The sequence below is a fragment of the Clostridium sp. JS66 genome (genome assembly GCF_033561535.1).
GTDB lineage: Bacteria > Bacillota > Clostridia > Clostridiales > Clostridiaceae > Clostridium_AM > Clostridium_AM carboxidivorans.
On record NZ_CP131467.1, the window covers coordinates 1,610,353 to 1,633,849 of the forward strand.

The 23,497-nt window shown below is 29.8% G+C and carries 20 protein-coding genes and 1 pseudogene; 12 read left to right on the forward strand and 9 right to left on the reverse strand.

Annotation, left to right across the window (positions count from 1 at the left end):
• Positions 1–28: 28 nt before the first annotated feature.
• The 4 genes from Q6H37_RS07650 to Q6H37_RS07665 all read left to right on the forward strand — a co-directional run bounded on the left by Q6H37_RS07650 (position 29) and on the right by Q6H37_RS07665 (position 3,993).
• On the forward strand, positions 29–1,420 hold the full coding sequence (locus Q6H37_RS07650; protein ID WP_318740600.1) for a S8 family peptidase: 1,392 nt from the start codon (positions 29–31) through the stop codon (positions 1,418–1,420).
• A 215-nt stretch (positions 1,421–1,635) separates the two neighbouring features.
• A complete protein-coding gene (locus tag Q6H37_RS07655; protein ID WP_318740602.1) occupies positions 1,636–2,400 on the forward strand; it encodes an ABC transporter ATP-binding protein in 765 nt (254 codons plus the stop codon).
• Complete coding sequence (locus Q6H37_RS07660; RefSeq protein ID WP_318740604.1) at positions 2,366–3,181, forward strand: ABC transporter permease; 816 nt, start codon at positions 2,366–2,368, stop codon at positions 3,179–3,181. Before Q6H37_RS07655 ends, Q6H37_RS07660 begins: the two co-directional genes overlap by 35 nt.
• 11 nt (positions 3,182–3,192) lie before the next feature.
• On the forward strand, positions 3,193–3,993 hold the full coding sequence (locus Q6H37_RS07665) for a hypothetical protein (protein WP_318740606.1): 801 nt from the start codon (positions 3,193–3,195) through the stop codon (positions 3,991–3,993).
• A 235-nt stretch (positions 3,994–4,228) separates the two neighbouring features.
• Here Q6H37_RS07665 and Q6H37_RS07670 read toward each other — a convergent pair whose 3' ends face one another.
• Entirely contained in the window at positions 4,229–4,858 is a 630-nt protein-coding gene (locus Q6H37_RS07670) for an NAD(P)H-dependent oxidoreductase (RefSeq protein ID WP_318740608.1), read from the reverse strand.
• A gap of 463 nt (positions 4,859–5,321) precedes the next feature.
• On the opposite strand from Q6H37_RS07670, the gene Q6H37_RS07675 reads away from it, so the two are divergent.
• Together Q6H37_RS07675 and Q6H37_RS07680 are read left to right on the forward strand one after the other, a co-directional pair.
• The gene (locus Q6H37_RS07675; protein ID WP_318740609.1) at positions 5,322–6,083 is read left to right on the forward strand and encodes a hypothetical protein; all 762 of its coding nucleotides are present in this window, start codon (positions 5,322–5,324) and stop codon (positions 6,081–6,083) included.
• Between the two features lie 260 nt (positions 6,084–6,343).
• Complete coding sequence (locus tag Q6H37_RS07680) at positions 6,344–8,101, forward strand: helicase-related protein (RefSeq protein WP_318740611.1); 1,758 nt, start codon at positions 6,344–6,346, stop codon at positions 8,099–8,101.
• 131 nt (positions 8,102–8,232) lie between these two features.
• Here Q6H37_RS07680 and Q6H37_RS07685 read toward each other — a convergent pair whose 3' ends face one another.
• The 3 genes from Q6H37_RS07685 to Q6H37_RS07695 all read right to left on the reverse strand — a co-directional run bounded on the left by Q6H37_RS07685 (position 8,233) and on the right by Q6H37_RS07695 (position 13,184).
• Positions 8,233–8,364, reverse strand: coding sequence for a hypothetical protein (locus tag Q6H37_RS07685; protein ID WP_318740613.1), 132 nt, complete (start codon positions 8,362–8,364; stop codon positions 8,233–8,235).
• Between the two features lie 99 nt (positions 8,365–8,463).
• On the reverse strand, positions 8,464–11,085 hold the full coding sequence (gene adhE, locus Q6H37_RS07690) for a bifunctional acetaldehyde-CoA/alcohol dehydrogenase (protein ID WP_318740615.1): 2,622 nt from the start codon (positions 11,083–11,085) through the stop codon (positions 8,464–8,466).
• Between the two features lie 218 nt (positions 11,086–11,303).
• Positions 11,304–13,184: a sigma-54-dependent Fis family transcriptional regulator gene (locus Q6H37_RS07695; RefSeq protein WP_318740617.1), complete on the reverse strand. Its 1,881-nt coding sequence runs from the start codon at positions 13,182–13,184 to the stop codon at positions 11,304–11,306.
• A gap of 582 nt (positions 13,185–13,766) precedes the next feature.
• Between Q6H37_RS07695 and Q6H37_RS07700 the strand changes: the two are divergent.
• The 5 genes and pseudogenes from Q6H37_RS07700 to Q6H37_RS07720 form a co-directional block, all read left to right on the forward strand.
• Positions 13,767–13,901 (forward strand): annotated as a pseudogene (locus tag Q6H37_RS07700) (phosphoenolpyruvate hydrolase family protein); the annotation flags it as partial.
• Between the two features lie 116 nt (positions 13,902–14,017).
• A complete protein-coding gene (locus Q6H37_RS07705; RefSeq protein WP_318740621.1) occupies positions 14,018–14,941 on the forward strand; it encodes a DUF6263 family protein in 924 nt (307 codons plus the stop codon).
• Between the two features lie 318 nt (positions 14,942–15,259).
• The gene (locus Q6H37_RS07710; RefSeq protein ID WP_318740623.1) at positions 15,260–16,042 is read left to right on the forward strand and encodes an EFR1 family ferrodoxin; all 783 of its coding nucleotides are present in this window, start codon (positions 15,260–15,262) and stop codon (positions 16,040–16,042) included.
• Between the two features lie 471 nt (positions 16,043–16,513).
• On the forward strand, positions 16,514–17,152 hold the full coding sequence (locus Q6H37_RS07715) for a TetR/AcrR family transcriptional regulator (protein ID WP_318740625.1): 639 nt from the start codon (positions 16,514–16,516) through the stop codon (positions 17,150–17,152).
• Between the two features lie 94 nt (positions 17,153–17,246).
• Entirely contained in the window at positions 17,247–18,056 is an 810-nt protein-coding gene (locus Q6H37_RS07720; RefSeq protein WP_318740627.1) for a class I SAM-dependent methyltransferase, read from the forward strand.
• A 184-nt stretch (positions 18,057–18,240) separates the two neighbouring features.
• Here Q6H37_RS07720 and Q6H37_RS07725 read toward each other — a convergent pair whose 3' ends face one another.
• From Q6H37_RS07725 to Q6H37_RS07735, 3 genes are read right to left on the reverse strand one after another with little or no spacing between them, the layout of a single operon-like run.
• The gene (locus Q6H37_RS07725) at positions 18,241–18,441 is read right to left on the reverse strand and encodes a hypothetical protein (protein ID WP_318740629.1); all 201 of its coding nucleotides are present in this window, start codon (positions 18,439–18,441) and stop codon (positions 18,241–18,243) included.
• Positions 18,442–18,501: 60 nt separating this feature from the next.
• On the reverse strand, positions 18,502–19,251 hold the full coding sequence (locus tag Q6H37_RS07730) for an ATP-binding protein (RefSeq protein WP_318742952.1): 750 nt from the start codon (positions 19,249–19,251) through the stop codon (positions 18,502–18,504).
• Positions 19,193–20,296, reverse strand: coding sequence for a DnaD domain protein (locus Q6H37_RS07735; RefSeq protein ID WP_318740631.1), 1,104 nt, complete (start codon positions 20,294–20,296; stop codon positions 19,193–19,195). Before Q6H37_RS07735 ends, Q6H37_RS07730 begins: the two co-directional genes overlap by 59 nt.
• A 318-nt stretch (positions 20,297–20,614) precedes the next feature.
• On the opposite strand from Q6H37_RS07735, the gene Q6H37_RS07740 reads away from it, so the two are divergent.
• Positions 20,615–21,859, forward strand: a complete 1,245-nt coding sequence (locus Q6H37_RS07740; protein ID WP_318734740.1) for an IS110 family transposase — start codon at positions 20,615–20,617, stop codon at positions 21,857–21,859.
• Positions 21,860–22,032: 173 nt separating this feature from the next.
• On the opposite strand, the gene Q6H37_RS07745 is transcribed toward Q6H37_RS07740, so the two are convergent.
• Positions 22,033–22,626, reverse strand: a complete 594-nt coding sequence (locus Q6H37_RS07745) for a sigma-70 family RNA polymerase sigma factor (protein WP_318740633.1) — start codon at positions 22,624–22,626, stop codon at positions 22,033–22,035.
• Positions 22,617–23,261 carry a hypothetical protein gene (locus Q6H37_RS07750; RefSeq protein ID WP_318740635.1) on the reverse strand — a complete coding sequence of 215 codons (645 nt, stop codon included), beginning with the start codon at positions 23,259–23,261 and terminating at the stop codon, positions 22,617–22,619. Before Q6H37_RS07750 ends, Q6H37_RS07745 begins: the two co-directional genes overlap by 10 nt.
• Between the last annotated feature and the right edge of the window lie 236 nt (positions 23,262–23,497).

A 23,497-nucleotide genomic window follows, 5' to 3' on the forward strand; every position in this document is an offset into this window, starting at 1 on the left:
TAAATAGTTGTATTGGGGTGGGATAATTATGAGAAAAATGAAAATATATGTAGTTGCTATATTAATAGCAATTTTTTGTGTTAATGTTCCTGTTTATGCAAAGGATGATGTTATATCCAGTATAAGTTTAGTAATTTTATTCAATGACAATAATATTAATCATAATGTTGAAAAATATGTACTTGAATCTGGTGGAGAAGTTATTTCTCAATTGCCTGAAATAGGAGGGTTAGAAGTTAAATGCAGTCCAAGTTTGATACCTAAAATAAAAAAAGATTCTAGTGTATGTTCTATATCACCTAGCAATGAAATTAAATTAAATGAAGAAAAAGTAATGAAATTTAATGATGATGTAAGAAACAATGTAGGAAAGTATGATTTGTATGATAAGTATCAATGGGATATAAAAAAAGTAACTAACAATGGAAAAAGTTTTAGTTTAGAATCGGGAAATCATAATGTAATTGTAGGTATTATAGATACAGGAGTTAATGGCAAACACGCAGATTTAAAGGCAAATTTTTTGGGAGGAACAAATTTTGTACCTAAAGGATTTAAAGGAGATTTGTCTGAAATGGGAGATCCAAATGATATTCAAGACAGAAATGGACATGGTACACATGTAGCAGGTGCTATTGCGGCTAATGGAAGAATTAAAGGAGTAGCACCTAATATAGGTTTCAAATCATACCGCATATTTAATTCACAGTTAGATACTACATCAACTATAGCATCAAAAGCTATAATTAAGGCAACTAATGATGGAGTTAAAGTTATAAATTTAAGCTTTGGAGGATATGACTTAAAAGGAAAGTGCTTTTTTACTGATCCTGCTACAAATAAAACATATAAAATAGGAGATGATGTAGCAGAATATTCATTATATAAGCGTGCTATAAAATATGCTATTGATCATGGTGTAGTAGTAGTATCATCAGCAGGAAATGAAGCTTTAGATTGTGCAAATAAAAAAGAATTAGGGGACTATTTAAACAAAATAAACAGCCAAAAGGGATTTAGGTATGAAGGAATAGGATATGAAGTACCTGGAACTATTAAAGGAGTAATAACAGTTTCTGCAACAACATATAATAATGAAATTGCATCTTATTCTAATTATGGATCTAAATTTATAGATATAGCTTCACCAGGAGGACAACTAACAGACATTGAAAAATTTATATATACAGATATGTGCTTAAGTACATATGGTGATGAATATGCATACTTGGTTGGAACTTCAATGGCTGCACCTAAAGTTTCAGCGGTTTCAGCCCTTATCATATGTAAGTATGGAAATATTGGATCAAAACAGGTGTGCAAGAAAATTTATAAGTCTGCAGAGAAAGTAAATGGAAATGATTCTAGTAAATATTTTGGACATGGGTTAGTTAATGCATATAATGCTTTAAGTGAATAAGTTGTAGTAATCATTAACATATTTTCCGTAGAATTAATCAATAGTTTTTATTGATTAATTCTACGGATTTTTTATTTTATAAAAGTATGTAATGAAAAAGTATTAATAGATAGATATATTATTATGTATTTTAACAAATTAATAATTTTCTAATTAAGTAAAAGTTTAGAAAAAAATTATATTTATATTTTATAATAAATTTGAGGTGGTTAAATATGATGAAAGCATTAGTATTAGAGAATATTTCGAAAAAACTTGGGAGGAGGCAGATACTAAAAAATATAAGCTTTGAGGTAGAACAAGGAAATATAACAGGTTTTATAGGACCTAATGGTGCAGGAAAAACAACAACTATAAAAATGATAACAGGACTTATAAATAAGGATGAAGGAAAGTTATTGTTGAATGGAATTGATATAAAAAACAAAAGAATGGCATTACAAAATGTAGGGTCAATAGTTGAATCACCAATATTTTTCCCATATATGAGTGGCGAAGAAAATTTAAGAGATCTTTCATTTTTAAATGAAAATATGAGTAAAAACGAAAGAGAAGAGAAAATAAAAGAAGTTATATCTATTGTAGGCTTAAATGGAAGAGAGAAAGATAAAGTTAAAACATACTCTCTGGGAATGAAGCAAAGATTGGGAATAGCGCAATCTCTTCTTAATAATCCAAGTCTTGTAATATTAGATGAACCTACTAATGGATTAGATCCATTAGGTATAAAAGAACTTAGAGAATTAATACTGAAACTAAATAGAGAAAAGGGAATTACATTTTTTATATCAAGTCATTATTTAAATGAACTTGAACAAATTTGTACTGATTTTGTAATTATAAATTATGGAGAAATAAAATGGAAAGGAAAAAAAGAGAAACTAATTAGTATTAAAGGAAAAGAAAATTTAGAAGAAGCATTTGTTTCTATATTAGGAGGTGAAAATGCTGAAAACTTTAATAAGGATGGAGTGGTATAGATTTTGGAAATCAAGAATTATAAGATTATCTTTTATTATAATACCATTTATAATATTTATAACATCAAAATATATTATGAGAATGAATTCAGAACAGCCAGGTCTTGTAAATTCAACTAGTTTTACCTATTTAGTATTAAAAGAGCAAATAACACTTATTATGGATTTGCTTGTTATATATTATCTAGTATCTTCTATAACCCAAGAATTTAGAAGTGGTGAAATAAGAATGATATTGTCAAGAGGAGTAAAGAAAGAAAAGATTATAGCAGCTAAAGTGTTAGTAGTATCTGTAGTAATGGCTGCATATATGCTTTTATATGGACTATTTGCATATATATATGCAAATAATTTCATTCCTAATGGAAATAGCATTATTATAAATCATTTAGGAAAAGTACAAATAAAAGGAATACAGGCTGCGTTGTATACAATTAAGTTTTATATTATAGCGTATATAACTATACTAAGCTTTATGGCTTTAATAAGTTTTATTTGTGTTGTAAGTAAGAGTATAACTATTGCATCAGGAATAACAGTAGGTGTTTGGCTTATGCTTGAAATTTATCCGAAGATATGTTCTATATTCATAAAAAACGTAAATGCATTAATGTTAACAGCAAGTACTTCAATAGAATTTATTCAGGAATACATGATAAGTGCACTAGCTGTTATTTCTTTAAAAAACAATATAACAATAATTTTAATTATACTCTTATACGGGATTATCTTTTATAGTGCTTCTGTATATTTTATTAAAAAAGAAAATTATTTAGAATAGGAGATTAAGAAATGATAGGACTTCTAAAAAGCGAATTTTATAGAATATTTAAGCAGAAAAGTACAATTGTCTTATTTGCATTTTTGACTATAGTTTTAGTTTTAGTAACAATCAATTTAAAAATATTTAATCAAGGACATTATAATGTTTTTGATGCTGTAAAATATTCTAATAAAGTTTTTGAATTACCATTAAACAGATTAAATATGCCTATATTTATATTAGGAGAAGTTGAATCTATAATATTATTTATACTAATTCCATATATGGGAATAAGTGTGGTAAATAGTGAAATAAAAAGGGAATACTTAAGAATGATATTAATAAGAGGAGAAGAAAAATATAAAGTTATATGTAGTAAAGTTATATCATTATTTCTATTTAATGGTATAATGTGTCTGTTTGTTTTTGTTTTATCTTATATAATCTCATTTTTAATTTATCCTAGTGTAAGTGAAACAAAGGTATTTTTAATAAATAATAGTTTATCTTTTGGCCAATCAGTTGTATATTTTTTTAAAAACCTTTTTATTTATTATTGTGTATTTTGTTTTGTATCTAGTATAAGTACTGCAGCAAGTTTAGCAATGCCAAATCCTATATCAGCAATGTTTGCTACTTGGGGAATTTTGATTGCTGGAATGTTTGCTTCAAAGTTTTTATTTTATATTATAGTAAGTTTAAGAAACTTTGGATTTGAAACTACAGCAGGAGTTAAAAGCTTGTCTTATTTAGGAATAGTTATCATCGCTATTTTTATTATATGTGCATGTAGTTGTTTTATTTTTCAAAAAGTTGATTATAAACATTAATTTAAAATATGATCATCAGAGCAATCCTTATTTTGAAAAAATTAAACTGGAAGTTGATCCTGATGGACAGAAGATTCTTAGAAAAAAATGTTGCAATCAATCATAGATGAAGATGAATTTAAAGTCTTAGCTGGAATTGCAGATTATGAAAAAGGTATTAATGCATTAACAGATGCTGTTGCCAAAATGTAAATAAATCTTTTGGCAACAGCATTTATAGTAAACCTAACTAAATTCAGACTCCTAAAGACCCTAATAATTTTCCAATATTATTAACTTGAAAAATTGTATCTTCCTGCTCTTCAAAACTAGGTGGAAGATGTTTCTTTTCGATTTTATCCAAAGGACCATATTTCTTAACCACATTCCCTGCATTACAGTTGTGACCAAATCCACATGTGTAACATTGGGAATATCCATGAGCGGATACAGAACCAACTACTGACATCTTATTAACCATCATAGATTTTTTTATAATCATATTGACTAAACTGGATCCTTGCTCACTATAACTAGCACTAACCGCTACACCAATCTTGCCGGATAGACTAAAAGCTTCTCTGTGTCGAAAGCAAAAAGTTCTTTCCAAGCATGCATGACCAAGGGCATTTATAGTCTCTCCATAATTAGGTGCACCAAAAACAATTGCATCTGCCATTAACATTTTTTCTGCTATCTCATTCCAATCATCTTTAACTTTGCACTGATTATCGGCGGCGCAAAGTGTACATCCAATACAACCATTAATTCTCTTACCTGACAATGAAATGTATTCATACTCTGAATTACTTGCTTCCAATATGGCTTTTACTGTCTTGCTGATAATTCCATCTTTTCTGCCACTTGCACTAATTCCTAAAATCATATTATCCATCCCCTTAATATATTTAGTGTATGTTACTATACTAAGTGCTCCCTTTATGCGACTGTCAACTAGCTTATGGTAATAACATTATCTGTCACTTGTATTAAATAGTATTCTATATTGAATTAAAAATTCCTTTTCTAAAATTTATCCTTTGCAAAAAAATCATTACAGTTAATATACAAAAATAAAATCTAAAATAGATTTTACACCACTTTAGTTTTTGTTTCTTAGCAACAAAGATTGAAACAGTTTTTATTATTTAATTTTTATTTTTATAAGTTGTTTTTATATAATTAAATTTCAATTTATCGTTGAGGTAATTGGTAATCTTCTTTTAATACTTACTATCTTAAATATTTTTCAGTTCATTTAATATTTTCCTTTTTTTATTTCTATGTCATAATTATAGAGGAACTTTATGGGACATAGAGAATACACATAAAAAAGGAGGCGCTATTAATTGAAGAAAATATACGAAATATTATTAGGCATACTATTAGTAATTACAATTTTTGTAATATCAATATTCGGTACATATAAATATAATGAATCAAAAGCTTTTAATAATTTAGCTAGTCAAGGAAAACAATATATGATTCAAAAAGATTATGATAAGGCTATTGAAGTATTTCAACAAGCTTTAAGCTATAAAAATGATAGAGATATTCAGGGGAATTTAGCATTGGCTCAAAATTTAAAAAATGAGAATAATAAGAAAGAAACTATATCTAAAGATATTCAGCTTGCTAATGATGCTGCTAAAAACAACAAATATGAAGAAGCTAATAAATACTTAGATGAAATATTAAAAATAGATCCTAATAATACAGATGCTAAAAACTTAAAAGATATATTTGCAAAAGCAGTTCAAGATCAGCAAGAAAAAGCCAAATATAAATTGGAAGCCGAAAATACAGCAAAGAAAAACGATGACGATAACAATAATACACATAATAAAGAACATAGAGCAGTCAATTACAAACAAGCATTAGAAATTGTTGAAAATGCATATCCTGATTGTTATTTTCAACCTGCACAAGAGGTTGTTAATATAAATATTTTAAAAAAATTTATATCTGATGATATGTTAAACGCAAGTTATGTTTTCTATGGATGTGAAAGTAATCCTTCTGGAGCTGCTCTTCAAGATCTCATATTAGTAACTAAAGAAAATGGTCATATATTGGAATTAAGTCCAGATGGTAAGATTCATCCACATTAATAAAGATAGCTACTATATTTAATGATTCACAGTATATATTTCAAATTTTAAATTAATACAGTATAAAAATTAGTCAGTAAAAATTTCAAGAGAACTTATGTTAAAGAAGACAAAGTAAAAAATCAATCCATCTAGTAAATTTTGGATTGATTTTTTCTTTTTTGTAATAAATATTTTTATACAATTAAAAGTGAATTTTTGCTAATAATATTATGAGAGTGATATAATAATTAAATAAATTCTGCTTAGGAGGACAGTCAATGAAAAAAGGAGCAGTAGAAAGAAATTTTAGAAAGATAAAAAATCAAATTCCTCAAATAGAAGAAATAGTACAGCATACTAAGACAAATGCATTGTGGGAACATGAAGTTTCTGTGAGAAAGAAAATAAGACATTTAAAAGAATTTGAAAATGATGGTCTTAGGGATTTTAAAAGTGTTTATGAGCAATATTTAGAAATATTAGAATACATATCTGAAAGGCTTGTGGATGAGTACAATAGAAAAAATGGTACTAATTTTAGTTTTAAAGAAATAGTAAAACATAATTATGACAGTTATTTGGGTTCTGGAATAATCAGTGTGCTTATAACTAAGCATATACCTAAGCTTGTATCTAAAGAATTTGACAATGTATTTCCGGCAAATCCTAAGGATGAATATGAACATGCTAGAAAGCTCATTAGAAAATTTTATCTTCATTTAGGAGAAACTAATACAGGAAAAACTTATAATGCCATGCAAAGATTAAAGCAAGCTAAAAAAGGAGTATATCTTTCACCTTTAAGAATATTGGCTTTAGAAAACTATGAGAGATTAAATTCTGAAGGTGTAAAATGCAGCCTTATGACTGGAGAAGAAGAAATAATAGTAGAAGGAGCACAGCATATATCCTGTACTATAGAAAAATTAGATGTTAATGAAGAGTATGATATAGTAATTATAGATGAAATCCAGATGATAAATGATGATCAAAGGGGAGCAGCATGGACACGAGCATTGTTAGGATTAAATTGTAAAGAGATACATATTTGTGGAGCCATTAATAGTAAAGAGTTATTGATTGATATAATTGAAGATTGTCAGGATCAATATGAATTTAAAGAATATAAAAGAAGCATACCTCTTGTGATGGAGTATGGATCTTTTTCTCGTAAAAGTATTCAAGATGGAGATGCACTTGTAGTATTTTCTAAAAAAAGAGTATTAGAATTAGCATATTATTATGGAAGTTTAGGCATAAAAGCCAGCTTGATTTATGGAGACCTGCCTCCTGAAGTGAGAAGAAAGCAGTATGAGCAGTTTATAAATAAAGAAACAAAAATATTGGTAACTACTGATGCTATTGGCATGGGAGTAAATCTTCCAATTAGAAGAATTATATTTATGAATGTTAAAAAGTTTGATGGAAGTCAAGTGAGATTTTTAAATTCTCAAGAAGTAAAACAAATTGCGGGAAGAGCAGGAAGAAAGGGCATATATGATATTGGGTATGTAGCATCCTATGGAGGCACTCAAGAATTCATAAACGAGATGATAAATGTAAGAGATAGAACTATAGAAGAAGCAGTTATAGGACCAAGTGAAGTTATATTAAAAATAAAAAGCTTACCTTTAAGAGAAAAGCTTGCATTATGGAGTACACGAGAAGAGAAGATGTATTTTTATAGAAAAATGGATATTTCAGAGTACATCATAGTATTAGATAAGATAAAGGGTTATAAATTAGATGAAAAAACGGAGTGGACTCTACTTAAAATACCTTTTGACGTATCCAATCCTACAATGATGGATGCTTTTTTAACTTATGTGGATGAGCTTTTTATAGCTCATAGTGATGTAATTTCTAAGCCAACTTGTTTAATAAAAGATCTTAATGAATTAGAACTTTACTATCAAAAGATAAATCTTTATTATTCTTTCTCTAAGATTTTTAATTTAGAATTTGATGAACAGTGGGTTTATGATGAACGTATGGTGGTAAGTGAAGATATTAATAAAATATTATTGAATATATGATGATGCAGCGGAAAAAATCTTAGTAAGTGTCAGGTAAAAAATTATAGCATCTAATTTGTATAAATTAGATGCTATACAGAATATTGGTAGTGTTTTGATTGCTAATGAAAATCTATTTTTACAGTCTTGTCCTATTTTATTTTTTTCGGTTTTTTAAGCTCAAGTTGTTTTTTTGCTTCAATATTTTTAAGGTTTTCAATTTTGATTTCCAGCAATTTTTCTTTCATTTCTTCATCAGACATATTTTTTACATCTACAGCCATGAGATTACACCATCCTTTCATTTTTAGGGAGACTGCTGATATATATGTTATCAAACCTTAAATATTTATTTTCAAACTTTTTTGTTGTTGAGTAATCTATTATTCGAACACTTTAATATACATTTCTTTAATTTCTTTAATCAATGGATACCTTGGATTAGCAGCTGTACATTGGTCATCAAAAGCTAATTCACTCATCTCATCTAATGTAGCATAGAAGTCTTCTTTTTTAACTCCTGCAGCACTTATAGATTTAGGAATATTAACTTGATCTTTTAGCTTTTGAATAGCTTTAATTAATAAATCTACCTTTTCATCATCTGTAGAACCACCTAAGTTTAGAGTTTCAGCAATGATTGCATATCTTCTTTTAGCATTTGGATATTCATACTGAGGGAAAGTACCTTGTTTTCTTGGGTTGTCTACAGCATTATATTTTATAACTTCATTAATTAATAATGCATTAGCAACTCCGTGGGCTACATGATGTTTTGATCCTAATTTATGTGCCATTGAATGACATACTCCTAAGAATGCATTTCCAAATGCCATAGCAGCGATTGTTGAAGCATGAGCCATAGCTTCTCTTGCTTTTATGTTATCAGGACCCTCATTGTATGCTAGTGGTAAATTATTAAAAATTTCTTTTATTGCTTCTAAAGCTAATCCATCAGTAAAGCTTGAAGCCATAACTGATACGTAAGCTTCTAGAGCATGTGTTAAAGCATCTATACCTGAAGCTGCTGTTAATCCTCTTGGCATATTCATCATAAGATCTGCATCTACTATAGCCATATTTGGAAGCAATTCATAATCTGCTACTGGATATTTAGCTCCTGTTTTTTCATCAGTGATTACTGCAAATGGAGTAACTTCTGAACCAGTTCCTGCTGTAGTTGGAACTGCAACCATATAACATTTTGAACCCATTACAGGGAAGGTGTAAACTCTCTTTCGAATATCCATAAATCTCATAGCTAAATCTTCAAATTTTTCTTCTGGATGCTCATACAATACCCACATAATCTTAGCTGCATCAATAGGTGATCCTCCACCAATTGACATAATTGTATCTGGTTTAAAGCTATTCAATTGTTCAACACCTGCTTTTGCTGTAGCAAGAGTTGGATCTGGTAAAACCTCTGAGAATATTTTATAATCCATTCCAAGTTCTGTTAGAATCTTTGTAGCTTTATGAACAATTCCAAGATCAACAAGAATCTTATCAGTTACTATGAATACTTTCTTCTTGCCTAATACCTTTAGTTCTTTTATAGCGTTTTCAAGACAGCCATATTTAAAATAAACTCTTGATGGAACTTTAAACCAAAGCATGTTTTCTCTCCTTTGAGCTAAATTTTTAATATTCAATAGTTGCTTAATTCCAACGTTTTCTGAAACAGAATTTCCACCCCATGATCCACAACCAAGTGTTAATGAAGGATTAACCTTAAAGTTGAATATATCACCTATTCCACCTTGTGAGGATGGCATGTTAATCATAATTCTTCCAGTTCTCATAACTGAACCAAACTTAGCTATTCTGTCTTTAGACTTAGTTCTGTGTGTCCATAATACTGAACTGTGACCATAGCCTCCAAGTACAACAAGTCTTTCTGCTTTTGCTAAAGCTTCATCAAAATTTTTAGCCTTGTACATACCAAGCACTGTAGATAACTTTTCATGTGAAAATTCTTCATCAAGCTCTACATTTTCAACTTCTCCAATAAGAACTTTTGTCTCTTCTGGAACTTTAATTCCTCCAAGACCTGCTATAACTGAAGCGGCTCTACCTACCTGCTTAGCATTTAATGAACCATTAACTAATATTACTTTTCTTATTTTTTCTGTTTCATCTGGTGTTAAGAAATAAGCTCCTCTTTTTATAAATTCTTTTTTAACTTCTTCATATACTTCTTCTAAAACTATTACTGTTTGTTCTGAAGCACATATTGTTCCATTATCAAAAGTTTTAGAAAGTAAAATTGAGCTTACAGCCATTTTAATATCAGCTGTTTCATCAATAATTGCTGGTGTGTTTCCCGAACCAACTCCAACAGCTGGTTTACCTGATGAATAAGCGGCTTTAACCATTCCAGGACCACCTGTTGCAAGTATCAAATCAGCTGATTTCATAACAAGTCCTGAAAGTTCTATGGATGGTTCATCTACCCATGCTATTATATCTTTAGGTGCGCCTGCTGCAACTGCAGCATCTCTTACTACCTTAATTGCTGCAATAGTACATTTTTTAGCTCCTGGATGTGGAGAGAAAACGATACCGTTTCGAGTTTTTAAAGCTATAAGTGCTTTGAATATTCCTGTAGATGTTGGATTTGTAGTTGGAACCACTGCTGCTAAAACTCCAATTGGCTCGTAAATTTTAGAAATACCACCGCCATCATCATGTTCGAAAACACCAACAGTTTGTTCATTTTTATAACGATTATATACATACTCTGAAGCGAAATGGTTTTTTATAGCTTTATCTTCTACAAGTCCCATTCCTGTTTCTTCAACAGCTAATTTTGCTAAAGGAATTCTTTGAGCATTTGCTGCAATACTTGCTTCTTTAAATATATGATCTACTTGCTCTTGAGTGAAAGTGGAATACTTTTTTTGTGCTTCTCTAACCTCAGCCATCCTGATAGCTAATTCTTCAGCATTTGTAACTCTTTCTGTAGTTGCTTTCTTTGGTAGTTTAACATTAGTCTCTTTCATGGGAACACCTCTTTCTTAAATATAGTTGCTTTAAATAATCTTGTTAACTATATTAGCAAAAGACATGCCAGACTCTTATGCAATTAAATCGTTTACATCATCAAGTTTACTTTTCTAACATTGTATAGTTTTTATGCTTTTTACCAGTTTTTATCGTATAAATTTTAAACATCGTATAATTTTAATACAATATATTATTTTTCACTTGATTTAGATTTTTAATGAGGTATATCATATTTTTTCATTTTGGAATACAAAGTCGCCCTAGTTATACCTAAAGTCTTTGCTGTTTTTGTAAGGTTGTACTGGTTTTGTTTTAGTGCTCTTATTATTTCATTCTTTTCTGATTCTTCTAAAGTATAAAATTTTTTGTTTTCTACACTTAATATTTTATTTGAAGTATTCTCATTCATAGTAGTATTATTATTATCTTCAAAGACCATAGTACTTTCACCATTTAAAAGTACTATATTTTCAACACAATTTTCTAATTCTCGTATATTTCCAGGCCAATCATAATTTAGCATTTTTTCATATACTTCTGCACTAATAGTTGGAAGGGGCTTGTTTAATTTTTTTGCCTTTATTTTTAAAAAATGATCAATGAGGATTGGTAGATCTCCTTTTCTTTCTCTAAGTGCAGGGATTTTTATTGGAACAACGCTTAATCTATAGAATAAATCTGCTCTAAATCTTCCTTCTTCAACTTCTTTCTTTAAATTTTTATATGTTGCAGCTATAATTCTTACATCTACAGGAATGATTTTATTTCCACCAACTCTAGTTATATATCCTTCCTGCAAAACTCTTAAAAGGTTAACTTGCATATTAAGAGTCATCTCACATATTTCATCCAAAAAAAGAGTACCTCTATTTGCAAGTTCAAATTTACCTGCACAGCCACCTTTTCTAGCTCCAGTAAAAGAACCATCCTCATAGCCAAACAATTCACTTTCTATGAGACTTTCAGGGATAGCTCCACAATTAATAGCTATAAATGTATTATTATTTCTAGCGCTGTAATTATGTATAGATTGAGCTAAAAGCTCTTTTCCTGTTCCACTTTCACCTTGAATAAGCACTGTAGATGAAGAATAACTTATTAGCTTAGCATATTCTATTACTTTTTTAATTTCTTTACTATGACCAACAATATCCTCAAAATTATAAACAGCTTTACCATCACTATATTTATTTGCAAGCTTAATTACTTTTTGTATTTTTGTAAAAACAATAACCATACCTCTAATTTCATTATCAATTTCCATTGGAGTTGCAGATATATTGTATCTTGCCTTTGCAATTTCATTATTTAAAATTACTTCTATATTATTATAAATATTTCCTTTTTTAATTTTTTCAAATATATTAACCCAATCGGGTAGGATAACATCAACTTTTTTATCAACGATATCTTCTTCTTTTATACCTAAAATGCTGCAGGCTTCTTTATTTATGGTTTTTACAATTCCATCTTTATTGATCACATAAACTCCTAGAGAAATGGAATCTACTATTGAATTCATGTATTCCGATTTTATTTGATTTTCAATGGATTTCACAGCTGCAACTACAAGACCAAGTGTATGTTGGTGAACTTTTTGTCTATCACCAGTTAAATTAAGCACTCCAATTACAGTTCCATCTATATCATGAATTGGTGCTGCAGAGCAAGTCCATCTTTGATATGCAGTAGTAAAATGTTCGCTTTCAGAAATTTGAATAGGAGTATGTTCTTTTAAAGCAATACCCATTGCATTTGTACCTATGCTATTTTCTGACATATAAGCACCGGCTACCATATTCAATTTTAATGCTTCTTTTACTACATCATCATCTCCTAAAACTTTTAAAATGCAGCATTCATTATCAAGTAAAACTATAAAAAATCCTGATCCCTTTAAAAAATCATATAAGGTTCTCATAAATCGAGAAGCTATATTTAAAAGCTTTTCATTTTTCTTACTGTTATTTATAGCTTCTTCTTGATTTAGAATTTTCTTTGGAAATATTCTGCTTTTTTTAATGCCATAATCTACTGATCTTTTATGCGAATTTTCAATTATATCTATTTTGTCTTTTTTATGCTCAAGCTTCAATTTTAATACCTCCCCATAATAAATTTAATTTTATATGCTATATTTTTTAAAACTTATTTGTTTACTAATCTAACTTTACATAATTTGCAATAAATTTAAATAAATATTCTTTTTTCTGTTTTTTCTGATAATTTTTTAACTATCTATAGCTTCTTTTAAAGTACATTACTTTTCTTTATATTATCATGTTCGTTAGATTCTGTCGAAGGATATTACAAAGGCATAGCGTTATAATATGGCAATGGAATTTGCTTATTGATAAATGCTTATTAAAATACTATTTTATAAATAATATAGTAAAATAGAGATAAGGGAAATTAATTAAATTTTGGAGGTAATTATGAGTACAACAATTTATTATTTCACAGGAACAGGAAATTCTTTAAAAGTGGCAAAGGATTTAAGTGATGCGTTAGATGAAGTAAGACTTGTACAAATTGTATTTTTGTGAAAAAATGGATATTTCAGAGTATATTATAGTACTAGATAATATAAAGAGCTACAAATAATGCCACTATTCATATGCCTAGAATCAGATGCGGATTAGTAGGCAATTAAGTTTCATTAAGAGGTCTTTAAAGTATGGATAGAGAAAGGTTGTTAGAGAATATCAAGATACAAATAAAAAATAGAAACCATATTGTTGGTGTAGTAACAGGTACGGGAATGACAGCAAAGTATGCTGAAAAAGGTGGAGCTGATTTTCTTTTGATGTTAAAAATTTTAATTATTGTTAGAATTTTGTTGACAGATTTGTAGATTATGGTAAAATAACATAATGTGAAATAAAATGAATAAATAGTAAATAATATTAAGAAAATAAGGGGGAAAAAATGAAATCAAAAAAGATAGTGGCTACACTTTCTGTAACAATAGTACTGTTGTTTTTAGTAGGCTGTAATATTATGAATGGTTGGAGTATAAATGTAAAAAAAGGTGACAAGTATAATCTTCATGAAGTAGTTGATCAAAAAGTTGCTACGACACTTCATGGTTTGAATGTGAATACAGAACAAGTAATGGATATGAATCTTACAATGGAAGTACAAGATGTGGACAAAGATAAAAATATAACTCTATCTTATAAGTATGATTCTATAAAAGTATCTACAGAAGATATTGTTTCAAAAAAGGAATATGATTCTAAGAACCCAGATTCAAACAATCCTTTAGCTGATACATATGGAGCTGTTGTTGGAAAAGGCTTTACTGTAAAGGTGAGTAAAAAAGGACAAGTATTAGAAACTAAGGGTGCAGATGAGTTATTAAATTCAATATTTAGCAAATTATCAGGTGATAATCAAACAGATGCTGTGAAAAATACTTTAAAACAAAATTTTGGTGAGGATGCTATTAAATCAATGGTTAGTCAAAGCATCAACTACCAACCATCAAATAGAGTTAAAGTTAATGATACATGGGAAAACAAATATAACATAATGGCATTGTATCCAATGGAAGCTAGCAACAAATTTAAACTTTTAAGTGAAAAAGATGAATTACTAACTGTTGATGTACAATCAACAGTTGCAGATACTAAGGGTAAGCAAGTACAATTTATGGCAACTCAAGCAGATATGGAGCTAAAAGGTGATTGCAAAGGAATGATAAATATTAATAAAAAAACTGGCCTTATGGCAAAAGGTGATTTTATAGAAAATATGAGTGGAGATATGGATGTTACACTTGATGGTAAAAATGTAAAGATACCAACAGAAATATCAACAAAGACAACTTATGAAACTACAAGGAAATAAATAAGCAAGCTCAGACAGCAAGCATGTCCTTGCTAAGAGGTCTGGAACCACTCAAAATTTGTAAAAAGTTAGCAAGTGATTTCGACATGTCTTATTGAGTGTAGAAATAGTAATATGAGCATCAATGGTTTGAGAAATAGCTATTGATGCTTTATTTTTGTTGTTACTTAGAATGTCGTTATTTTAGGTTATGCAGGATATTCTATTAGTTGCCTTACATCTAAAATATCAAATTTATAATTGCTTATTAAAATACTATTTTATAAATAATATAGTAAAATAGAGATGAGGAAAATTAATTAAATTTGGGAGGTAACTATGGGTACAACAATTTATTATTTCACAGGAACAGGAAATTCTTTAAAAGTGGCAAAGGATTTAAGTGATGCGTTAGATGAGGTAAGACTTGTACAAATAAGTAAGAACAATATAGAAGACATAGACAGTGATCTATCTGAGAAAATAGGAATTGTATTTCCAGTTTATTTTTTAGGGCTACCTACAATTGTTAAGAGTTTTTTAGAAAAACTTCAAATCAATAAAAATGCATATATTTTTGCAGTGGCAACTTTTGGATCAGGTAGTGGTATTTCAATTAAGCAAATAGAGAATATACTAAATAAAAAGGGAGCAAAATTGTCTGCAAGTTTTGGTATTGCTATGCCTGGCAGCTATCAGGTTATGTATCCTCCATATTCAGAGGAAAAGCAGCAGCAGCTTTTTAAAAAAGAGGAAGAAGAAATTCTTAAAATTGCTGCAATAATAAAAAATAATCAAGTTGTAGGTAAAAATGGCAATCTGATTGTGAATACTATTTGGGGATTTATATATAAAAGCTTTAAACCCAATGATAAAGATGAAAACTTTTGGACGGACGAAAAGTGCAATGGATGCGGCACATGCTCAAAAATTTGTCCTGCAAATAATATAAAAATTATTGAAGGAAAACCAAAGTGGCAGCATAACTGTGAATTATGTGTTGCATGTATGCAGTGGTGTCCACAGCAATCTATACAATATAAGAAAAACACAGTTAAAAGAGGACGATACCATCATCCAGATATAAAGGTTATGGAATTGTTTCAAAACCATAGAGATTAAACAGCACCATCTTGGGTCAATTTGAAAAAATATTAAAAATAATTTGAGAGATACCAATAAATAAAGCTAGCAAGGCGAACTTTTGAGTTCGTCTATTACCCCTAGGATTATAAGAAAGAAACATGTGAAGAATAATAGCACTCCACAATAATAAGGTTGGAGTGGCGAAGTCAATCTCCTTCAGACCCGTCATCGTTCATTTTAATCCTCTCTTCTTTTTTATAAAATTTAATAAACTCTTTTAGGATAGAAAATACATATTAAAGATACTATGTATAACTTTAGCTGAAGAAGCTCATTTTCTTTAATTAAATATAATTATTAGAAAAAATTATTGGACAAAGCGAAACTATATTGAAAATGAAAAGTTTGCCTTTAATGGAGAAACTTCCAAATTGGGATTATTATTTTTAACATGATTGACAAATTAATGTTAATATGATAACATAACATGTGTTATGTGGAGCGAGGGTGATTATAATAGATAATGAATTTGAAACAAGAGAAAAGCTGTTGATTTCTGCAAAGCAGGAATTTCTAAAAAACGGTTTTGAAAAAGCATCATTAAGAACAATTTGCAAAAATGTAGGACTGACAACAGGAGCACTGTATTTTTTCTTTAAAAACAAGGAAGACATATTTGATTGCATTGTAAAAGATGTTGCTATAAAATTTAAAAATATGATTTATGCCTTTGCGCAAAAGGAAAAGATTGAGTACCAGAGCGCATTAAGTGCCGGGAAAGCAAATACCTTTTCTTCAGATATAGATCACGAAAAGGATATGATGAAATACATATATGCCAATAAAGATGCATTTGTTTTATTGGCTATTAAAGCACAAGGGTCTTCGTATGAGAGCTATTATTGTGAAATAGTTAAGTTTTTAGAGCAATTATTTGGTGAGTTTTTTCAGCTATATCATGGTAAAGAAATTATTAATTCAAAGATGACTCAATATGCAATTCATTGCATGGTTTCATGGAGAATGCATTCTTATCTTGAAATATTGCAAAACAATCTGACTTTAGAAGAAGTACTGATACAAGCTGAAATAGTAGCAAACTATGCAATTGGTGGTTTCGAAAGAGTAATGAATAACATACGGTAAAGTACACTTGAAGATTTAAAAAATAAGATCTTCAAGTTTATTTAGCAGTTCAACATAACATGTGTTATGTTGCTATATAGAAGGAGGTATAAATATGAATAACAGGAGAGGTATTAATTACGGAAATTGGGTATCAGCCAGTATGATGAGGTTGTGGATAGCGATTACATTGATTTTTACTATTCTATGCATTACCAGCTTTTCCTATTTTACAACAATATGGCCAGCCAGTGTGCAATGGGGTATCAGAGGTATCTTAATAGTACTTACAATGGGTTCATTGCTTGTGACAATTTATTTTTTTATCTGTAGGTGTTTGTTTTCTTATAAAGGCAAAAGCAAAATACAGAGCAAGATTTTGGATTACGTTTTATCCTATCTAAAATTTGACCATGGACAAATTTTAGATATTGGCTGTGGAAATGGAGCCTTTGCAATTAAAGTAGCAAAAAAATTTCCAAACAGCATTGTTACAGGTGTGGATTATTGGGGCACAGTTTGGAATTTTGCCAAGGAACAATGTGACACAAACGCAAAATTAGAAGGAGTTTCAAATCAAATTACATTCCAAAAAGGAGATGCGGCAAATCTTGAATTTCCGGATGAATATTTTGACGGAGCAATTAGCAACTTTGTCTTTCATGAGGTAAACAGTCAGCCGGATAAACAACAGGTTGTAAGAGAGGCGTTAAGGGTTGTAAAAAAAGGTGGTTTCTTTGCTTTCCATGATCTATTTTTTGAGGAAAAATTCTATGGAAATATTGGAAACTTTGTAGAGCAATTAAAAAGCGAGGGTATTTGTGAAATTCATCTGATATATTCAAAGGACGAAAAATTCATTCCGAGAATTCTTAAAACTAGATTTATGCTTGGACGAATCGGACTGATTTATGGAATTAAATAAATTATTAGCAAGATTAACCTTCTAGGTCTCGCCAATATCCTAGTCATGTAAATTTTTCCAATGACAAGCTGTAGCAAGGCGAACTTTTGAGTTCGCCTAGTACCCATATGGTCGTCACAGAAACTGAAAAATTCTGTTTGCTTCTATATTCATTATTAAGCAAAACTATAAAAAATCCTGATCCCTATAAAAAATCATATAAGGTTCTCATAAATCTAGAAGCTATATTTAAAAGTTTTTCATTTTTCTTACTGCTATTTATAGTCTCTTCTGGATTTAGAATTTTCTTTGGAAATATTCTGCTTTTTTTAATACCATAATATATGGATCTTCTATGTGAGCTTTCAATTATATCTATTTTGTCTTTTTTATTCTCAAGCTTCAATTTAAATACCTCCCCATAGTCAATTTAATTTGTAATTAATTATTATAAGATTACATACAATTATTTCAATCTATAATTATTTTCCTTACCATGAATTTCTACAATGAAATTTTTGCACATTTCCAAAATTCTGCTGCCTATGCTTTCATCAAAGGACAAGAGCTTTTCCACAGTAAATTCAGAAGAAATTATTATGGGTAAATTCTTCATGTATCTGTAATTTATTATTTCAAAGGTTATATTTATATCTGATTCAGTAAGCTTGCCTTTATAGAGATCATCTATTATTAAAACTTGTGCTGTTTTGAACTTTCGTGTGCAAGCCTCATAGTATTCTTCATCTAAAATATTTTGTTTTAATTTTAATATTTGTTCTCTATAGGACATGTAAATTACGGGAATGCCCTTTGATAGAAGATTCAAACCTATAGCTGTGCTCAAGTGGGACTTTCCGCTACCAACTTGTCCTAAAAAAGCTATACTGTTTTTTCTGGTATTTCTTATTTGTTTAAAGTTTTTCAAGTATTTCAGAGCAGTATCCTTTGCATTTTTTGTAGCTTCGTTATAAACCTTGTAGTTTCCAAAGATAAGTTTATTTCTTTGTGTTTCTATGCCTGAAAAACTCCACATTCTCTTAAGCTTATCCATTTCTCTGCACTTGCAAAAGGCAATAGTATCTTGAGAATTAGGAGAATGTTTTATAATATATCCTTTTCCGCCACAAATAGGGCAGTTTTCTAAAGCATCAACTTCAGATGACTCCTTCCATGTCTCCTTGATACCATTCTGTTTTTTCGTCCTCTCTTTCATATTTTCCAAATTCTTTTTCCTCAGTCTCTGAATTATATCTCCAACTCTTTTCATAGTTTCTCCATGTTCTTCCAAAGATTTCCCCTCCTTGCAGCTTTTTATAATCATCAAGAAAATCACTGTTAGTTTTAAAGTTATGAAAACCGTAATAACTCTTATGTTTTTTATAATTATTTAAATAGTTTATGACTTCCGTTTCATCCCTTAAACCTTTATTTTTCCAGCTGTAAAGCACTTTTTCAATATATCTCAAATTTTTGGCATTGCTTTTTAGGGCCTGCTTTATGCCAAGGATAATTAAGTCCTTGGAATTAAAATCCTCCATAAAATTTTTTAGTAGGTCAATTTCATAAGGACTAGCACAGCTTATATTGTCACTGTAAAAATTGACAACATCGCTGAGCCCTTCTTCTTCTTTTTTTAAGTAAGTCTCTGTAGTAATCTCTGGTATTGCTTTATTAAAATAGGCATTATCCATTTGACTTTTTGACTCAATGGAAGAAGGAGAAAGGTACGTATTGCTGGACTTATTTACATCATCTAAATTTTCATAGGCGTTATCATTGTTGTAATAAATATTTTCATCCATAGAAGTTTCATTTGCTTCTAAGTTGTCAGGAGCTTCTAGTTTTTTATCATCTTTAGAAATGTCAGATGAATTTTCACCTGGCTTTTCTTTTGTGCCAATTGTTGAATTAGTACCATCTTCAAAAGAATCACACAAGATCTCAAGTTTTTCATAATCTATGGTGTACCATTTAGTCTTGTCCATTTTTGATTTATTGAAATTAGAGCTTAAAACTACTCCTGCAGTTTCAAGCTTTTTTATAGCTCTTATTATGGTTCTCTTGCACAAAAAGCTTATTTGATTGTGCCAGGCTTCATAGCTGTTATAAATCCATGGTGTGCCATTTATTATGTGATTGCTTTTTAAAAGCCAGTAGTGAATTTGTTGAAGTATTATACTTTCTGTAATTCCAAAAATTTCGGCAAGCTTAGGCTGAAAAACCATAGTGGTTTCATTTTCCAAAAGTACTTTTTTCATAATTATATCCATTCCTTTCACTTCGCTCAAGGCACAAAACGTAATGAAAAGTGTTGGCTTTGAGTGAGTTTATATTTTATTATTAAGTCATAGGGATTTTCAGTATACTACAAATCACGGGACGGTGAGTGGGCTGTCTGACTTGTCAGATGACCGAATAATTATATGTGTAGATTGTCTTTTCAAGCACAAATAAGTGTGCCTTGAGCACGTAACCTTATCTTTGTTTAAACAATCTCGTTTAAATGCTAGGCTGTCAGTCAATGCTGTTTCTCCCTATAATTTTTTTAGAACTTCTTAGTTCAGAAAGGAGTCCCTATGGCTTTAAAAATCGTGTACAAAATCTGTTGTGGCATTGATGTCCACAATACTTTTGTAGTTGCTTGTATTGCAACCACTAATTCTAAAGGTGTTACCACCTACAAGAGCCATCGCTTTTCTACCTACACGAATGGTTTGAAAGAGCTGTTACAATGGCTGCTTGATTCAAATTGTAAGGATGTTTGTATGGAATCCACAGGTAAATATTGGATTCCTGTGTACAACATCTTAGAGAAAGGTTGTTCCATTGTATTGGCACATCCTAAATATGTTAAGGCTATTCGTGGTAAAAAAACTGACAAGAAAGATGCGAAATGGATTGCTGACCTGTTTAAGCATGATCTTGTTGTCGGTAGCTTTATGCCTCCTACTGACATTCGTCAGCTTCGTGACCTTATGCGCTATCGTTACAAACTAACCTGCTTTATGTCTAGTGAGAAGAATCGTCTTCAAAATTGTCTCACGGTTTCTAATATCCAATTGGGAAACGTTGTTTCGGACACTTTTGGTAAAAGTTCAAAAAGAATTTTAGACAAGATTCTTGAAAATCCTTTGGATACTTCCTTTGATATTAAACCTTTAATTCATGGCTCTATGAGGAACAAAATTCCTGAGATAGAGCTCGCCGTTGATGGATTTATTTCTACTGAACAGGCTGGTAAATTAAAGATTATAAAGAAACATTTTGAGGATTTGGAATCCCGGAAAGCAGAGCTAGAAGAACTGATTCTTGCGCTCGCCAGTCCCTATCAACAAGAACTCGACCTAATTCTAACTGCTCCATCATTTAAAAATCCGTTCTCTGCAATCACTGTCATTTCAGAGATTGGTGTCAAAATGGAGGCTTTTCCTTCGGCGAAACACTTATGCTCATGGTCAGGTCTAACACCTACCAACAATGAAAGTGCAGGGAAGAAAAAATCTGTCCGGGTTTCCAAAGCTGGATGCTACATTAAGCCACTTTTAGTACAATGTGCTACTTCTGTGGTTAAAAGTGAAAAGCATCCAGAAATCCGCAATCGCTACCTCCGCTTAAGGAAACGCCGCGGTCACAAGAAGGCAATCATTGCAATAGCAAGAATGCTTCTAACAGCATTATACAATATGTTAAAAAATAAAGAAACTTATAATGCTGAACTTTATAAAAAAGCAGATGCTATTCCTGTTGAACGCGAAATCACAGTGGAGCAAGCTATTTTAATGGCACAGTTCCAAGGTTATAAAATCAAGTCAGCTACCTAAACTTATTGTTCTCATCTATATTTAATTTTTTTAAGTCATCAAATGATGGCTTGTTTGCTATGCAATTTTACACTAGTGACAGTTCATACTTTTATTTTCAACCTTAACACCAATCCTTTAACTACATAATTTTGTATTTTAAAAACAGTATTCGTTTTGACATAAAAGAAATTTTATTTACTTATTGCTATAATTATTTGCTGCAACTTTTCAAGTGCTCTTTCATGTCGCTTCTTTGCAGCTGAGTATTTTATATTTTTAAACTCTGCATATTCCTTTAAAGATTTTTCCTTAAAATAGTGCCAGCATATAATTTCTCTAAAGTTGTCAGGCAGACTTTTCAAAGCTTTTCTTAAAGTTTTTACCTCTTCTTTTAGCAAAATATCCTCTTCCACATTATCATCACTAAGAAGCATGTCCATGAATTCAGTGTCTTCATCTATAGTATTATTTAAGCTAAATTCAAATTTTTCTCCATTTTTCTTATTTAAATAACTTCTAAGTTCATTGAATGCAGCATTTTTAATAGCAGTAGCCGCGTAGGTTGTAAAAGCATTTTTGTATCCACAGTTATATTTAAATACAGCATTAATTAAAGCTATAGCTTCTATTTGTATTAGATCTTCTATTTCGTACCCATTTATGTAAATAGAACTAGCAGTTTTGTACATAAAGCCTTCAAAGTTTTTGAGTATAGCTTGAAGAGATGCTTCATCTCCATTTTGGGCCTTTTTTACTAAATCTAGAAGCTGTAATATTATAAGCACCCCCCAACAATACAGGCGATAAATAGGAAAAAACTGTGTTTCAATTCTAATAAGGATTTTATTTTTTTGTAGTCTAATTTTTTTAACATTCTGCGAAAGATGGATCTTACAGAGGAATAATTTAGATTGTGAGTTTCAGAAAAATATTTTAGTGTTTCCTTTTTATAAAAAATACATTGAAACAAGTCAATTTCTAAAGGTTTTAGCTTACGATTTAAATAATCCATTAAATCTTTATTAAATAAAACTTCATTTAAAGCACTATCTTCTTTATAGATAAAATTTTTTTCTACATAGGCTAAATCGTTTTCGTCATCTAAATATTTAATTATAATTTGAGAATCACAGTTATTTCTAATGGTTTTTCTTAAACAATTTAATATAGTTTCATATATATAACTTTTATAGTTACTTTTATTGTTTCCATTAAAATTCAAAGTTGCTTTAAAAATTGACGTAAATACTTCACTTTCATAATCATGCCAATATTGGTTCCCATAAGCTTTACCAATCTTTTCATGGTATTTTTTTATAATGAAGCCTTCACAGTATTTGAACAGTTTTTCAAAGGCTTCATTGTCTTTGGACCTTAATCTTTTTAAAAAGTTTTCAAAATCAGTTTCGTAAGTAAGCATATTATTACCTCTCTTTCTTTTTTTTCCTTCAATAGCTTATTTCCAATTTATGAATAAAATGTTGCACAACCAATTTTAATTATTTTTACAGCTTTTTTCTACAATATGCTGAAAGTTGGCATTATATGAGGATTATTTGAAATTGAGAAAGAAACATAACTGTTTTTAGTGTTGAATTTCTTCTATATAGATAAATTTTATGGAAAAAATATTTCAAAAAAAATTCTGATTGAGTT